11 protein-coding genes are annotated in these 14,805 nt (G+C 62.4%); 2 read left to right on the top strand and 9 right to left on the bottom strand.

Annotation, left to right across the window (positions count from 1 at the left end):
• Positions 1–13: 13 nt before the first annotated feature.
• From NOV72_RS22450 to coq7, 7 genes are all read right to left on the bottom strand, one after another.
• Complete coding sequence (locus tag NOV72_RS22450; protein ID WP_106856768.1) at positions 14–1,444, bottom strand: UDP-N-acetylmuramoyl-tripeptide--D-alanyl-D-alanine ligase; 1,431 nt, start codon at positions 1,442–1,444, stop codon at positions 14–16.
• Complete coding sequence (locus tag NOV72_RS22445; RefSeq protein WP_106856767.1) at positions 1,441–2,985, bottom strand: UDP-N-acetylmuramoyl-L-alanyl-D-glutamate--2,6-diaminopimelate ligase; 1,545 nt, start codon at positions 2,983–2,985, stop codon at positions 1,441–1,443. The genes NOV72_RS22450 and NOV72_RS22445 overlap by 4 nt, the downstream gene beginning before the upstream one ends.
• Entirely contained in the window at positions 2,982–4,838 is a 1,857-nt protein-coding gene (locus NOV72_RS22440; RefSeq protein ID WP_106856766.1) for a peptidoglycan D,D-transpeptidase FtsI family protein, read from the bottom strand. The genes NOV72_RS22445 and NOV72_RS22440 overlap by 4 nt, the downstream gene beginning before the upstream one ends.
• Positions 4,835–5,179: a cell division protein FtsL gene (ftsL, locus tag NOV72_RS22435; protein ID WP_106856765.1), complete on the bottom strand. Its 345-nt coding sequence runs from the start codon at positions 5,177–5,179 to the stop codon at positions 4,835–4,837. Before ftsL ends, NOV72_RS22440 begins: the two co-directional genes overlap by 4 nt.
• Entirely contained in the window at positions 5,176–6,129 is a 954-nt protein-coding gene (gene rsmH, locus NOV72_RS22430; RefSeq protein ID WP_106856875.1) for a 16S rRNA (cytosine(1402)-N(4))-methyltransferase RsmH, read from the bottom strand. The genes ftsL and rsmH overlap by 4 nt, the downstream gene beginning before the upstream one ends.
• Positions 6,130–6,145: 16 nt before the next feature.
• On the bottom strand, positions 6,146–6,574 hold the full coding sequence (mraZ, locus tag NOV72_RS22425; protein WP_035510172.1) for a division/cell wall cluster transcriptional repressor MraZ: 429 nt from the start codon (positions 6,572–6,574) through the stop codon (positions 6,146–6,148).
• 390 nt (positions 6,575–6,964) lie between these two features.
• On the bottom strand, positions 6,965–7,621 hold the full coding sequence (gene coq7, locus NOV72_RS22420; protein ID WP_106856764.1) for a 2-polyprenyl-3-methyl-6-methoxy-1,4-benzoquinone monooxygenase: 657 nt from the start codon (positions 7,619–7,621) through the stop codon (positions 6,965–6,967).
• A 445-nt stretch (positions 7,622–8,066) separates the two neighbouring features.
• Between coq7 and NOV72_RS22415 the strand changes: the two genes are divergently transcribed.
• Positions 8,067–9,251 carry a porin gene (locus tag NOV72_RS22415; protein ID WP_106856763.1) on the top strand — a complete coding sequence of 395 codons (1,185 nt, stop codon included), beginning with the start codon at positions 8,067–8,069 and terminating at the stop codon, positions 9,249–9,251.
• A gap of 142 nt (positions 9,252–9,393) precedes the next feature.
• On the opposite strand, the gene NOV72_RS22410 is transcribed toward NOV72_RS22415, so the two are convergent.
• Entirely contained in the window at positions 9,394–11,067 is a 1,674-nt protein-coding gene (locus NOV72_RS22410; RefSeq protein WP_106856762.1) for a long-chain fatty acid--CoA ligase, read from the bottom strand.
• A 119-nt stretch (positions 11,068–11,186) separates the two neighbouring features.
• The gene (locus tag NOV72_RS22405) at positions 11,187–13,277 is read right to left on the bottom strand and encodes a molybdopterin-containing oxidoreductase family protein (protein ID WP_106856761.1); all 2,091 of its coding nucleotides are present in this window, start codon (positions 13,275–13,277) and stop codon (positions 11,187–11,189) included.
• 161 nt (positions 13,278–13,438) lie between these two features.
• Here NOV72_RS22405 and NOV72_RS22400 point away from each other — a divergent pair, with 161 nt between their 5' ends.
• A complete protein-coding gene (locus NOV72_RS22400; protein WP_106856760.1) occupies positions 13,439–14,629 on the top strand; it encodes a M20 aminoacylase family protein in 1,191 nt (396 codons plus the stop codon).
• Positions 14,630–14,805: the final 176 nt, after the last annotated feature.

The following is a 14,805-nucleotide window of genomic DNA, read 5'->3' as shown; positions in this document are numbered from 1 at the left end:
CTCTTTCAGTGAATCAATGTGTCGCGGGCGCATTGCCCGCGGCGGGTTGTTGTGGCGTCGTCAAGGCGTCCACCACGCGCTCCATCTTCATGAAGCGCGAGCCTTTCGCGAGATACGTCGCATTGCTGCCGTACCCTGCGCTTTCGAGCGCCGCGATCATTTCGGCGATGTCGCTGAAATGTCTGGCGGTCTGCTTCGATGCTTGAGCGTTGAATGCGTTCACCGAATCGACGCTGGCGCCACCGAGCGCGAAGAGCGCGTCGATGCCGCGCTCTGCCGCATACGCGCCCACTTCCCGATGAAACGCCGGGCCTTCCTCGCCGACTTCGCCCATGTCGCCCATCACGAGCACGCGAGGCGTTGGCTGCGATGCGAGCACGTCGATCGCGGCGCGCATCGAATCGGGATTCGAGTTGTACGTGTCGTCGATGACGGTCGCGCCCGCGAGCGCGCCGAGAACCGCGCGCTTCACTTGCAGGCGGCCCTTCACCGGCTGGAACGATTCGAGGCCGCGCCTGATCGCGTCGAGCGAGACGCCTGCGGCGAGCGCGGCTGCGGTTGCGGCCATCGCGTTGCGCGCGTTGTGTTCGCCGAGCACGTTCAAGGAGACGTCGAGCGCGCCTTGCGGCGTCTGCATGCGCACCGTCGTGCCTTCGAGCGTGCCGGTGACGGCGGCTTTCGACGCGTCGTCCGTCAGCGCAAAGTCGATGATCGCGTTGCCCGTCGCGGCCGTGCGCCAGAAGACGGCGTATTGGTCGTCGGCGGGGAAAACGGCGGTGCCGGTTTCTCCGAGCGCGTGAATCACCGATGCATGTTCGAGCGCGACCGCTTCGACGGTCGCCATGAACTCCTGGTGCTCGCGCTGCGCGTTGTTGACGACAGCGACATCCGGCGCGGCCATCTTGCCGAGCACTTCCGTTTCGCCCGGGTGATTCATGCCGAGCTCGACCACCGCGAGCTTGTGCGACGCGTTCAGACGGAACAACGTGAGCGGCAAGCCGATGTCGTTGTTGAAGTTGCCAGCGGTCGCAAGACGCGATTGCTCGCCGACCGCAGCCGTGAAAATCGACGCGATCATCTCCTTCACGGTCGTCTTGCCGTTGCTGCCCGTCACGGCGACGAGCGGCATCGTGAAGCGCTTGCGCCAGCCGTGCGCCAGCGCACCGAGCGCCGCGCGCGTGTCCTTTACCTTGATGACAGGAAGCGGCCAGGCATCGACATTGCCCGGCTCGCGCGACACGAGCGCCGCAGCCGCACCGCTCTTCGCCACCTGATCGAGGAAATCATGCGCGTCGAAGCGATCGCCCCGCACCGCGACGAACAGGTCACCGGCCTGAACGCCGCGGCTGTCCGTGACGACGCGTTCGATGGCCACGTTTTCATCGCCCTTCAGGACGGCGCCGGGAATCATCGCGGCGGCTTCGCGCAAAGTGAACATCGTCATTCGCCACCTCCGCGCTGTTGCGTGGCGCGTGCGGCAAGTGCGAGCCGCGCGTGATCCTGATCCGAGAAAGCGCGTTTCTTGCCCATGATTTCCTGCGTGGCTTCGTGCCCTTTTCCGGCGAGTACGACGACATCCTCGCGCGCCGCCGAGCGGATCGCCTGCAGAATCGCGCTCGCGCGGTCTTCGATACGGCGCGCCTTGGCGGCGTCGGTCATGCCGGCCGCGATCTGGTCGATGATGGCTTGCGGATCTTCGCTGCGCGGGTTGTCGCTCGTGATGACGACCTGATCCGCGAGGCGTTCCGCGATTTCGCCCATCAGCGGACGCTTGGTCGCGTCGCGATCGCCGCCACAGCCGAACATGCAGACGAGCTCGCCGCCGCGCGCCTGCGCGATCGGCCGCAGCGCGCTGAGAGTTTTGTCGAGTGCGTCGGGCGTGTGCGCGTAGTCGATCACGACGAGCGGTTCATCGGTCTGAACGCGTCCGCCGAGCCGCTCCATGCGGCCGTTGACGGATTCGAGCTTTTCGATACGCGCGATGGCGGAATCGAACGGCACGCCGACTTCGAGTAGCACGCCGAGCACGGAAAGCAGATTGCTCACGTTGAACGTGCCGAGCGTACTGACTTCGATATCGGCTTCGCCCCAGTCGGACGACAAATGAAACGCGGTGCCCGTGGCCGTTGCGCGGACTTGCGTCGCGAGCAGCATCGCGTCGGCGCTCGGCGTGGCATCGGCGGGCATTTCGACGCCGTAGGCAATCGTGCGCACTTTGCCGCGCAGCGATTCGATCAGCCGCTGGCCCGCCGCATCGTCGCGATTGACGATTGCCGTCTTCAGCGACGGCCACGCGAACAGACGCGCTTTCGCGGCTTCGTAGGCGTCGAATGTGACGTGATAATCGAGATGATCCTGCGTGAGATTCGTGAAAATGGCGACGTCGAAATCGACGCCATTCACGCGGCCCTGATGCAGCGCATGCGACGACACTTCCATCGCCACACCTTCCGCGCCTTGTGCTTTCAGTTGCGCGAGATTGCGCTGCAACTGCGGCGCGTCGGGCGTGGTGAAGCCGCTATGCGCGAGCTTGCCCGGCATGCCGATGCCGAGCGTGCCGACGATCGCGCACGGACGGCCGAGCGCCGTCAACGCCGTGGCGATCCACTGGCTGCACGAGGTCTTCCCGTTCGTGCCCGTCACGCCGACGGTCAACATCGACGCCGTGGGCTCGCCGTACCACGCGGACGCGATCGGGCCCGCGAGCTCGTTCAGCGCCTTCACGGCGAGCGTCTTCGATGCGTCGGGCTTGCCCGCGAACTTCTCCGGCTGATAGAGCGCCGCAGCCGCGCGCGCGGCGAGCGCGGCGTCGAGATACGGGCGGTTGTCCGCGCCGTCGACGGCATAGGCGAGAAACACGTCGCCGCTTTTCAGCGAGCGCGTGTCGGCGTGCAATTGCGCCTCGGGCTGCACGTGTTCGCGCAGCCATTGAACGGCATGTGATACGTCCTTTTGCATCTTGCTCTGTCGGGCTTGCGCGCTCATCGCACGACTCCCGGGTGCGTCTTCATATTGCTCGACACCGCGACTTTCTTCGCGGTGTTCGCGTTGTTTCTGTTCGCCGGCTGCTGGGCGGGCGGCTGCGTGGCGGAATTCGAATCGTCCGTGACGACCATTTGCTTGACCGGCATGTCGGGCGGCACGTTGAGCGCGCGCAGCGTATCGCCGACGATGCCCGAGAACACCGGACCCGACACCTGGCCGCCGAAGTGGCTGCCGACCGTCGGCTCGTCGACCGACACCGCCACCACGATGCGCGGATTCGGCATCGGCGCCATGCCGACGAACGATGCACGGTACTTCGAATGATCGTAGCCGTGCCCGCCGTGCTTGTACGCCGTGCCCGACTTGCCGCCGACGCGATAACCCGGCACGGCCGCATCCGGCGACGTGCCGCCCTTCGCCGTCACGGTTTCGAGCATCGCGCGCACCTGACGCGCGGTCGTCGGCGCGAAGACCTGCTGACCGACCGGCGGCTGGTCGCCGGGTGTGCGGAAAATCGAGACCGGCAAAATGGTGCCGTCATTGGCGATCGCCGTGTACGCGCGCGCAAGCTGGAACAGCGACGCCGACAAGCCGTATCCGTACGACATCGTCGCCTGCTCGATGCGCCGCCAGCTCTTCCACGGCCGCAGGCGCCCCGTCACGGCGCCCGGAAAACCGACCTTCGGCGCCTGACCGAGCCCGATGCTCGTGTACATGTTCCACATTTCTTCAGGGCGCAATTGCATCGCAATTTTGGTCGCGCCGATATTGCTCGACTTCTGAATCACGCCGCCGACCGTGAGCGTGCCGAATCCGGAATCGTCCGTGATGCGCGCGCCGTCGAGCACGAACACGCCGCCGCCCGTTTCCACGAGCGTGTTCGGCGTCACCCGATGCAGATCGAGCGCGAGCGAAACGGTGAACGGCTTCATGATCGAGCCCGGCTCGAAGGTGTCCGTGAGAATGCGGTTGCGCAACTGCTCGCCCGTCATGCGCGAGCGGTCGTTCGGGTTGTAGGTGGGATAGTTGACGAGCGCGAGCACCTCGCCCGTTTTCACGTCGATCACGATCGCCGCGCCCGCCTTCGCCTTCGACTTCTCGACGGCCGCCTTCAGGTTCGTGTACGCGATGTACTGAATCTTGCTGTCGATCGAGAGTTCGACGTCCGTGCCATTGTGCGGCACGACCTGCTCGTCGACGTCCTCGACGATGTGGCCCATTCGGTCCTTGATGACGCGGCGCATGCCCGGCGTACCGGCGAGGACGTGCTGGTCGCCGAGTTCGACGCCTTCCTGGCCCTTGTCTTCAATATTAGTAAAGCCGATCAGGTGCGCGGTGATTTCGCCTTCCGGATAGAAGCGCTTGTATTCGCCGCGCGAATAAATGCCGGGAATGTCGAGCGCGGCGACCTTCTGCGCGACTTCGAGCGGCACCTGACGTTTCACATAGACGAAGGTCTTGTCCATCGAGAGCTTCGCGCGCAGCTCTTTTTCCGGCATTTCGAGCAGTTTGGACAATTGCGCGAACTTGTCCGCGCCGAGATCGTTCGGCACGGCTTCCGGAATCGCCCAGATGGCCTTCACCGGCAGGCTCGTGGCGAGCACGAGGCCGTTGCGGTCGCGGATCTGACCGCGCGTCGCCGGCATTTCGAGCGTGCGCTGATAGCGGCTCTCGCCCTGCTTCTTAAAAAACGCGTTGCCCGGACCCTGAATCCAGAACGCACGTCCGGCGAGCGCGACGAACGCCATGAAGAGCAGGAAAACGACGAACTTCGAGCGCCACATTGGCAAGCGCACGGCGAGGAGCGGGTTCGGCGTATGAGCGACGTCTTTCTGCTTCGCGGATTTTTTCATCGCTTGGCTCCGCGGGCAGGCGGCGCCGACGCCGGCAGCGGCGGCGGCATGGGTGCGTCGGCGGCTTTGTTGGCGGCCGTGTCGTAGGTGAGATATTGCGTGCGGCCAGTCGTCACGGACTGCATTTTCAGTGAGTTAGTGGCCAACTGCTCGATGCGCGACGTTTTCGAAAGCGCGCTCTGCTGATACTGCAACTGCGCGTAATCCTGCTGAAGCTGGCGCTCCTGCGACTGCGCCCGCTGCAGGTCGATGAATATCTCCCGCTGCTGGTTCGTGGAGCTGACGACCGACAGCGCGCACGCGAGCACGATGATCAGCAGGAAGATATTGAGGCGGTTCATGGCGCGATCCGCTCCGCGATACGCATCACCGCGGACCGCGCGCGCGGGTTGTCGGCGACTTCGGCGTCACTCGGAAACACGCGGCCGACCACGCGCAGCGGCGGGCTGGGAAGATCGACCGCGCGGATCGGCAAGCGACGGTCCACCGCCGGCGCGCTTGCGTGCGCCTGCATGAACCGCTTGACGATCCGGTCTTCGAGTGAATGAAAGCTGATCACGACCAGCCGCCCCCCTTGCTCCAACAGTGCCAGTGCCGATTCGAGTACTACCTGCAGCTCCGCAAGCTCTTGATTGACGTGAATCCGTATAGCTTGAAAGGTGCGAGTTGCCGGGTCCTTGCCCTTTTCACGGGTTTTGACGACGTGACCCACGATTTCGGCAAGCTCGCTCGTGCTGTCGAGAGGCCCAAGACGGTCGGACTCTGCCCGGCGAGCAACAAGCGCCTTTGCAATCTGAAAAGCAAACCGTTCTTCCCCATAATCTCTGATGACCTCCGTGATTTCCTGCACCGTGGCCCGTGCGAGCCACTCGGCCGCCGACTCGCCGCGAGTCGGATCCATCCTCATGTCGAGCGGACCTGCTGCGCGGAAGCTGAAGCCGCGCTCCGGGTCGTCCACCTGCGGCGACGACACGCCAAGGTCCAGCAACACGCCCGACACCCGCCCGATCCCACGCTCCTTCGCCGCGTCGCGCAACGCCGCGAAGCTGTCGTGCACGATCGAAAAACGTGAGTCTTGAATCTGTTGCGCCGTGGCGATTGCAAGAGGATCCTTGTCGAAGGCGATGAGCTGCCCCGCTTCCGCCAACCGCTGCAAGATCGCCCGACTGTGACCGCCGCGTCCGAACGTGCCATCTATATAGATGCCGTCCGGGCGCGTGATCAGCCCATCCACCGCTTCTGTCAACAGCACTGTCCGGTGCTGCAGCTCGTTTCCCGACGACTTCGCCATGTTCTTCAGCGCCACGTCAGAAAGTGAAATTCTTCAGCGCGTCGGGCATGCCCTGCGCCATTGCCGCTGCTTCCTTCGCCGCATAAGTCTGCGAATCCCACAGCTCGAAATGCGCGCCCATGCCGAGCAAAGTCACTTCTTTTTCCAGCGACGCGGCAGCACGCAGCTCGGGCGAGACCAGCACGCGCCCGGCGCTGTCGAGTTCGACATCCATTGCATTACCGAGAAAGATGCGCCGCCACCACATGGCTTCCATCGGAAGCGCGGCAACCTTGGCGCGAAAGACTTCCCACTCCGGGCGAGGAAAGAGCAACAGGCATCCATCCGGGCTCTTCGTGAGCGTCACCCGGCCTTCTGCCTGCCCTTGCAGCGCTTCCCGATAGCGCGACGGAACCGACATCCGTCCTTTCGCATCGAGCGTCAGCGCCGACGCCCCTTGGAACACTCACCCTCTCCCCGTTTCGGCCGCCCACCCCGACGCCCGCCCCACCCCAGTTTTGCTCGAAAATGGCTCCTGAATCACACAAAAGACCACTTTCTCACACTGTCTCCCACTTTAGAGGAACGCATTTCCTCGGTCAAGACGCGTAACTTTTTTTCGAGTGCTTTTTATTCGCTAGAACAAGGACTTAGCGCGGGAGCTTGAAGTGACGGCGAAAGAGAAAACCGTTATGAATTAGAGAGCTAGTGCGGGATGTGAAGGTAGTACGTGAAATGAGCAGGCGAAATGAGGGAAATGTAACGGTTCTCTCAGCCGTTTAGTGGTCTGCTGGTGGGTTCCGGCGGAGGGCGCCTCGGCCGATCTTTCGTACGATCGATCGAGGCGTTCAGTCCGCTAGATGTAATAGGCCGTGCGAGTCATCACCTTGGAGGCTGCACGCATGAGTGCGCGAACGGGAAACGGCACTTCGCTCCCACCCGCGCCGATCGCGGCGGCGGCGTGCGCGCTTTCATCGAGACGCATCTGTTCGACGATCGCGCGCGATGCGTGATCGTTCGCGGGCAGCGTCTTCATGTGGCCATCGAGATGTTGCTCGACCTGGCGCTCGGTTTCGGCCATGAAGCCGAGGCTCGCGCGATCGCCGAAGCGGCCCGCGACGAAACCGATCGCGAGCGCGCCCGCATACCAGAGCGGGTTCAGCAGGCTCGGCCGCGACTCGAGATCCTTCAGCCGCGTCGATGTCCACGCGAGATGATCTTCCTCCTCGCGCGCCGCTCGTTCGAAGCTCGCCTTGAGCTCGGGTGAATTCGTGGCGAGCTTTTGCGCCTGATAAAGCGCCTGCGCGCAGACTTCGCCGACATGGTTCACGCGCATCAAGCCAGCAGAATGCGCGCGCTCCTTCTCCGTGAGTTGCGATTCCTCCGGGAAGATGTCGCCTTGCGAGTCCGCGCCGGGAATCGTCGATTCGGGAATCGGCCGCGACATGCGACTCACGCCGGTCATGGAGCGCAAGCCTCGGTCGAACTCGCTGATGACTTCATCGAGCGTCATGTTGTCACCTCCTTCATGGTCCGTGGGCTGATTGGATATTTCGACCAACGGCTGAGCCAGCATGCGGACGAAAACGCGGATTTTAGCGCACACATCGACGGGCGGCGAGGCTGCGCGGACTTGGCAATCCCGGTCCGACGAAAGCCCGTGAAATGCCCGCTTCGCCCCCCCTGCGATTGCACCGAAATCGCCCTTGCCCAAGCACCGATTTTGGTAATTAGGGCAAACACGAGTCGCAAAAATCCTGCAAAACCAACATTTTAGCGCGTGTTGCATAAATGTCACATTCGTCCGGCGGATCACGCCCTTTTCCTTTGTCGGCCAAAGTCTCTTTGTTACATTACGACTCAACTTCATTTAGAAGCCCGGCAGGGACCGTCAACACACTGGCGCTAGAACAGTGACCTTGCCAAAAAGTCGCAAACACTCCCTGGAGATCTATTCAATGAAAAAGTCGCTTCTCGCTCTCGCCGCATTGGGCGCATTCGCAGGCGCCGCACATGCGCAGAGCAGCGTGACGCTGTACGGCATCATCGACGCAGGCTTCGCCTACAACAACAACAGCAACGGCCAGAAGCTGTATGCAATGAACAGCGGCAACCTGCAGGGTAGCCGTTGGGGCCTGCGCGGCACGGAAGACCTCGGTGGCGGTCTGAAGGCCATCTTCGTGTTGGAAAACGGCTTCAACGTGTTCAACGGTCAACTGGGCCAAGGCGGCGACATGTTCGGCCGTCAGGCATATGTCGGTCTGTCGACGGCGCAATTCGGCACGGTCACCCTGGGTCGCCAGTACGACTCCGTGGTTGACTACACCGGCGCATTCGAAGTCGGTAGCCAGTGGGCGTCGTACTTCGGCGCACACCCGGGCGACCTGGACAACATGAACAACTCGAATCGCGTGAACAACGCGATCAAGTTCACGAGCGCGAACTACGCCGGCTTCACCTTCGGCGGCTTGTATAGCCTCGGCGGCCAGGCTGGCCAGTTCAACCGCAACCAGATCTGGTCGGTTGGCCTCGGCTACTCGCAAGGCCCCCTGCAATTGGGCGCGGGCTACTTGAACGTCAAGGATCCGAACTACTCGTTCTTCGGCAACAACGCGAGCTCGAAGACGCCGACGACGACCCCTGGCTCGACCTCGAACTTCGGCTCGAGCCGCGTGATCAACGGCTACGCTTCGGCGAAGACGCAGCAAGTGATCTCGGCTGGCGGTGCTTACACGTTCGGCGCGGCGACCATCGGCGCAACGTATAGCAACACGCAGTTCAAGGATCTCGGTTCGGAGCCGGGCACCGGCCTGACGCCGACGGGCGGCTTCACCGGCGGTACGGGCAAGTTCCACAACGCCGAAATCAACTTCAAGTATCAGCTGACCCCGGCTCTCCTGCTGGGCGTGGCGTATGACTACACGAAGGGCTACGGTCTGGGCGACGCCAAGTACCACCAAGGTATGCTCGGCGTGGACTACTTCCTGTCCAAGCGCACCGACGTGTACGTCGACGGCGTGTACCAGCACGCAACCGGCACGGACTCGACGAACCGCGCAGCCGTCGCGAACATCAACGGCCTGTCGCCGTCGTCGACGTCGAACCAGGTTGCCGCTGTTGTCGGTATCCGTCACAAGTTCTAATAAGGTCGTAACAAAGCGGTATCCACTGAAAGGCGCCTTCGGGCGCCTTTTTTTCGTTTCAGCGCGGGCGTCGCGTGCGCTCGACAAAAAAGCCATCGCGTCTCACGACACGATGGCTTTTTCACGCCAGGCGATGCGAACGCTACGCGCGGCCGTCGCGCAATTCGCGTCGCAGGATCTTGCCGACATTGCTCTTCGGCAACTCATTGCGGAATTCGATCGTGCGCGGGCGCTTGTAGCCGGTGAGCCTCTCCTTGCAGTAAGCGATGACGTCGGCTTCCGTCAGGCTCAGATCCTTGCGCACGATGAAGAGCTTCACCGCCTCGCCGGATGCCTGATCCTTGACTCCGACGGCGGCGACTTCGAACACGCCCGGCAACATCGCGACGACATCCTCGATTTCGTTCGGATACACGTTGAAGCCCGACACGAGAATCATGTCCTTCTTGCGATCGACGATCTTCACATAGCCGCGCTCGTCCAGCACGCCGACGTCGCCCGAGCGAAAGAAGCCGTCGTGAGTCATCACCTTCGCCGTTTCGTCGGGACGGTTCCAGTAGCCCGCCATCACTTGCGGCCCGCGAATGCAGATTTCGCCGGGTTGGCCGAGCGGCACTTCCCGGTTGTCGTCGTCGCGAATGGAGACTTCCGTCGACGGAAGCGGCAAGCCGATCGTGCCCGTATATTCAGTGGCGGTCACCGGATTGCAGGTCACGCAGGGCGAAGTCTCCGACAATCCATAACCCTCGATGATCGGCACGCCGGTCGCGGCGAACCAGCGCTTGGCGACGGCTTCCTGAACCGCCATGCCGCCGCCGTTCGCCGCGATGAGCTTGGAGAAGTCGAGCTTGCCGAAATCGGGATGATTCAGCAACGCGTTGTAGAGCGTGTTGACCGCCGGGAACGTGTTGATGGAAACGCCCTTCAATTCCTTGATGGTCCCGGCGATGTCGCGCGGATTCGGAATCAGCACGCCGAGGCCGCCGGTCCGGATGGTCAGCATCCCGCACACCGTCAACGCGAAGATGTGATAAAGCGGCAGCGCGACCACGCAAACGAACGGATCGATGTCGGGGCGGCTTTTGCGAGCCGGATCGAGCCAGACTTCGGATTGCAGCGTATTCGCGATGATATTGCGATGCGTGAGCGTCGCGCCCTTCGCGACGCCCGTCGTGCCGCCCGTGTACTGCAGGAACGCGACGTCGTCGGGGGTTTGGGTGACGGGCTGGAGCGTGATGCGGCCGCCCTGGTCGAGCGCATCGTTGAAACGGATGCTTCCCGGCAGGCTCCACTCGGGCACCATCTTTTTCACGCGACGCACGACGAAGTTGACCAGCAGCCCCTTCAAGCCCATGAGATCGCCCATCGACGCGACGACCACATGTTTGATGGCGGTGTTCTTGATGACGGCCTGAAGCGTGCCGGCGAAGTTCTCCAGAATGACGATCGCTTCCGCGCCGCTGTCCTTGAGCTGATGCTCAAGCTCGCGCGGCGTGTAAAGCGGATTGACGTTCACGACGATGTAGCCCGCGCGCAGCACCGCCGCGATCGCAACGGGATACTGCAGGACGTTCGGCATCATCAGCGCGACGCGTGCGCCAGGCTTCATGCCCCGCTTCTGGAACCACGCGGCCAGCTTTCTCGACATGGCGTCGAGCTCGGTGTACGTGATCGACTGACCCATGCACACGAACGCGCGACGATCCCGATTCTTGCGGAAACTGTCCTCGAGCAACTCGGAAACCGACCGATACACGGAGGCATCGATGGACGCAGGCACGCCGGCCGGGTAAGACTTAAGCCAGGGTTTCTCCATTCGGCGTCTCCTTTATATGATTTTAGAATGGTCGTGCGAAAGCGAAATCCTAGCTTTTCGGCAAGCCTCCGACAACTGGGTTAGACGCCATACACCAGACCCGTTCGAGTCTGCTCGTGTCATGCACATCGATCCATCTGCTCCACTTCGACGAGGCAGTCGTAAAACGTCGCCGAGCCTCCGAGGTCGGTCAGCGCCTGACTCGTCACCTGATTCGCGTTGCAGCCATCCGGCGACAGCTTCTTCCACCAGATCGACAAGCCGACGACGACGCCCTCTCGCGCGCGGTCCGTCACGCGAGCGCGGGCCTGCATCGAACCGCGATCGTTGAAAATGCGTACCAGCGCGCCATCGGCGATGCCTCGCGCTTCGGCATCGGCAGGATGAATATCGAGATGAGGTTCGCGTTCCGACGCGCGCAGACTCTCGATATTCACGAAGCTGCTGTTCAGGAAATTGCGGGCGGGCGGCGAGATCATCGCGAGCGGATAACGCGTGGCCAGTTCCGGCGAGCCGTCCGCGGACTCGTACGGAGGCAGATAATCCGGCAGCGGATCGAGGCCCTCGCGCTTCAGGCGCTCGCTGTAGAACTCACATTTCCCGGATGGCGTGCGGAACGCGCCGTCAGCCAGTGGAGCCTCGGCGATGTCCAGCTTCAGCCAGCCGGACGCCTTCAGTTTGTCCCAGCTCTGGCCTTCGAGCGTCTTGTCGTCCCAGCGGAAGGCCTTCGAGGCGATCTGCTCGTCGGTCTCGAACAGCGCCGGTTCGGTGAGGTTCATGGCACGCGCGAGGCCCCGGAATATCTCCGTATTCGGACGCGCCTCACCGACGGGTCGAATCGCCGGCAGATTCGCCATCACGTAGGTGTGTCCGTACGACTTGTGGACGTCCAGATGCTCGAGTTGGGTCGTCGCGGGGAAAATCAGGTCGGCGTAATCGGCGGTGTCGGTCTGAAAGTGTTCGAGCACGATCGTGAACAAATCCTCGCGCGCGAAGCCCGCCTCGACCTTCGCCGAATCGGGCGCGACCGCGACAGGATTCGAGTTGTAGACGATCAGCGCTTCGATCTTTGGCCCGAACTGCGCGTCGCCAGGATGCAGCAGCGCGTCGCCGATCGCGTTCATGTTGATGGCACGCGGCATTTTCGAAGGCCAGCCGGGAAGCAAATCGGGGCGTTCGAGCGCGCTGCCGTCGGTTGGCGTCCATCCCGACGACGAGAGCAGCAAGCCTCCGGCGCGTTCGCGCCACGCGCCTGTCAACGAGGGCAAGCAGGCGATCGCACGAACCGCGTTGCCGCCACCGCGCACGCGCTGCATGCCGTAGTTGAGCCGGATCGCGGCCTTCTTGGTCGATCCGAACGCGCGAGCGAGTTCAACGACGACGTTTTCCTCGATGCCACAAATCTGCGCAACGCGTGAAGGCGGATACTGCGACGCGCGCGCCGCGAGTTCTTCGAAGCCTATCGTATGGGCGCTCACATATTCGTCGTCGATGAAGTTTTCGCGGATCAAGACGTCGATCATGCCGAGCGCCAGCGCGGCATCGGTGCCCGGGCGCAGCGCGATGTGCTGATGGCACTTTTCCGCTGTGAGCGACTTGTACGGATCGATCGCGATCAGCCTGGCGCCGCGTCGCTTGGCTTCCTGCGCGCGCGTCCAGAAATGCAGGCTCGACGCGATCGGGTTGGCGCCCCAGATCAGAATGACCTCGCTTTCTTCGTAGAACTCCGCATGCATGCCGAGGCTCGCGCCGTACGTGTAGCGCAGACCGGCCGCGCCCGCGGCGGCGCAAATCGTACGCTCCAGGCGCGACGCACCCAGTACGTTGAAAAATCGCGCGGCGATGCTTTCGCCCTGAACGAGACCCATCGTTCCCGCGTAGCTGTACGGCACGATGGATTCGGGCGCACGCCGGGCGATCGGCGTCAGGCGTTCAGCAGCGAGTTTCAACGCTTCGTCCCAGCCGATCGGCTCGAAGCGGCCCTCGCCCTTCTTGCCGGTTCGCCGCAGCGGAGTCAAAAGACGATCCTTGTGATGCGTGCGCTCGGCGTACCGCGTGACCTTCGTGCAGAGGACGCCTTGCGTCGGCGGATGATCGGGATCGCCGCTGATCTTGACCGCTCTACCGTCTTCGACCGTTACGCGCATCGCGCAGGTATCGGGGCAATCGTGCGGGCATACGGCTCGGGCGAACTCGGCTGGAGCGTTCATCGAAAAGTCCGGTAAATCAGAATAAAAAGCGGCAGATGATGGAATTCTATTACGGTCGCTATGCGATCGACCGTCCGGTGCCGCAAATAGTGGCGGCGTAGAATGGAACGACTAGCGCATGCAATTCGCGCAATCCGAATTCAAACGTGAGAGCAGTTCAAATGAATCTGATCCCGGAAATCGAAGCATCGCACGATGAAATCAAAACGCTCCGACGAACGATCCATGCCCATCCCGAATTGCGCTATGAAGAGGTGGGCACCGCAAAACTGGTGGCCGAGAGCCTCGAACGTTGGGGAATCGAAGTGCATCGGGGACTGGGCAAGACGGGCGTCGTCGGCGTGCTGAAGCGTGGCGGCGGCGGCGCATCCATCGGACTGCGCGCGGATATGGATGCACTGCCGATTCAGGAACTCAATACGTTCGAACATCGGTCGACGAACAATGGCCGCATGCATGCCTGCGGTCACGATGGTCACACTGCCATGCTGCTCGGCGCCGCGAAGCATCTGGCTCAGCACGGCAAGTTCGACGGGACGGTCGTTTTCATTTTTCAACCGGCCGAGGAAGGCGGTGCGGGCGCAAAGGCCATGATCGATGATGGTCTTTTCACGCGATTTCCCGTCGATGCCGTGTTCGGCATCCACAATTGGCCGGGCATGCCCGCCGGACATTTCGGGGTGATCGAAGGTCCGATCATGGCTTCCAGCAACGAGTTTCGCATCACGGTGCGCGGAACCGGTTCGCACGCGGCTTTACCGCATAACGGACACGATCCGGTTTTTACGGCGGTCCAGATTGCGAATGGGCTTCAGAGCATCATCACGCGAAGCAAGAAGCCGATCGATACGGCGGTGCTTTCCATCACGCAGATTCATGCCGGGGAAGCGGCGAATGTGGTACCCGATCAGGCCTGGCTCGGCGGCACCGTGCGCACCTTCACGGTTTCGACGCTCGATCTGATCGAGGAGCGGATGCGCAAAATCGTCGAAGCGACTGCTGCGGCGTACGATTGCGAGGTGGAGTTGCGCTTCGCCAGAAAGTATCCGCCGACGATCAACGCAGTTGAAGAGACGCGCTTCGCGGCGGAAGTGATGGCGGAAGTCGTAGGGGAAGAGAAAGTCGACACTGCCGTCGAACCAACGATGGGTGCGGAAGATTTCTCGTTCATGCTCCTCGAAAAACCCGGATGTTACGCGTTCCTGGGTAATGGCGATGGTGGACATCGCGAGCAGGGGCACGGTGCCGGGCCGTGCATGTTGCACAACGCCAGCTATGACTTCAACGATGACCTGTTGTCTGTTGGATCGTCGTACTGGGTGCGTTTAGCGGAGCGATTCCTGGCTCGATAGCGGTCGCCGCTTTTCTCCTTGGACCTTCGTGCTGCCAGATTTTGCCGCTCCAACGCAAAAACCCCACCTTTGCGGGGTGGGGTTTTTGTTCGAAGCATAAGGAGCCTGACGATTACCTACTTTCACACGGGAATCCGCACTATCATCGGCGTGGAGTCGTTTCACGGTCCTGTTCG

Origin of the sequence: Caballeronia novacaledonica (assembly GCF_900258035.1) — a bacterium.
Lineage (GTDB): Bacteria > Pseudomonadota > Gammaproteobacteria > Burkholderiales > Burkholderiaceae > Caballeronia > Caballeronia novacaledonica.
Note: the sequence above shows the minus strand (reverse complement) of the source record. Positions and strands in the feature narration are given on the sequence as shown.

Bases quoted from the DNA above. Each gene is read 5' to 3' on its own strand.
- NOV72_RS22450 (WP_106856768.1), bottom strand. From the start codon at position 1,444: ATGACGATGTTCACTTTGCGCGAAGCCGCCGCGATGATTCCCGGCGCC.
- NOV72_RS22445 (WP_106856767.1), bottom strand. From the start codon at position 2,985: ATGAGCGCGCAAGCCCGACAGAGCAAGATGCAAAAGGACGTATCACAT.
- NOV72_RS22440 (WP_106856766.1), bottom strand. From the start codon at position 4,838: ATGAAAAAATCCGCGAAGCAGAAAGACGTCGCTCATACGCCGAACCCG.
- ftsL (WP_106856765.1), bottom strand. From the start codon at position 5,179: ATGAACCGCCTCAATATCTTCCTGCTGATCATCGTGCTCGCGTGCGCG.
- rsmH (WP_106856875.1), bottom strand. From the start codon at position 6,129: ATGGCGAAGTCGTCGGGAAACGAGCTGCAGCACCGGACAGTGCTGTTG.
- coq7 (WP_106856764.1), bottom strand. From the start codon at position 7,621: ATGACGCTCGATGAAGTCATCAGCGAGTTCGACCGAGGCTTGCGCTCC.
- NOV72_RS22415 (WP_106856763.1), top strand. From the start codon at position 8,067: ATGAAAAAGTCGCTTCTCGCTCTCGCCGCATTGGGCGCATTCGCAGGC.
- NOV72_RS22410 (WP_106856762.1), bottom strand. From the start codon at position 11,067: ATGGAGAAACCCTGGCTTAAGTCTTACCCGGCCGGCGTGCCTGCGTCC.
- NOV72_RS22405 (WP_106856761.1), bottom strand. From the start codon at position 13,277: ATGAACGCTCCAGCCGAGTTCGCCCGAGCCGTATGCCCGCACGATTGC.
- NOV72_RS22400 (WP_106856760.1), top strand. From the start codon at position 13,439: ATGAATCTGATCCCGGAAATCGAAGCATCGCACGATGAAATCAAAACG.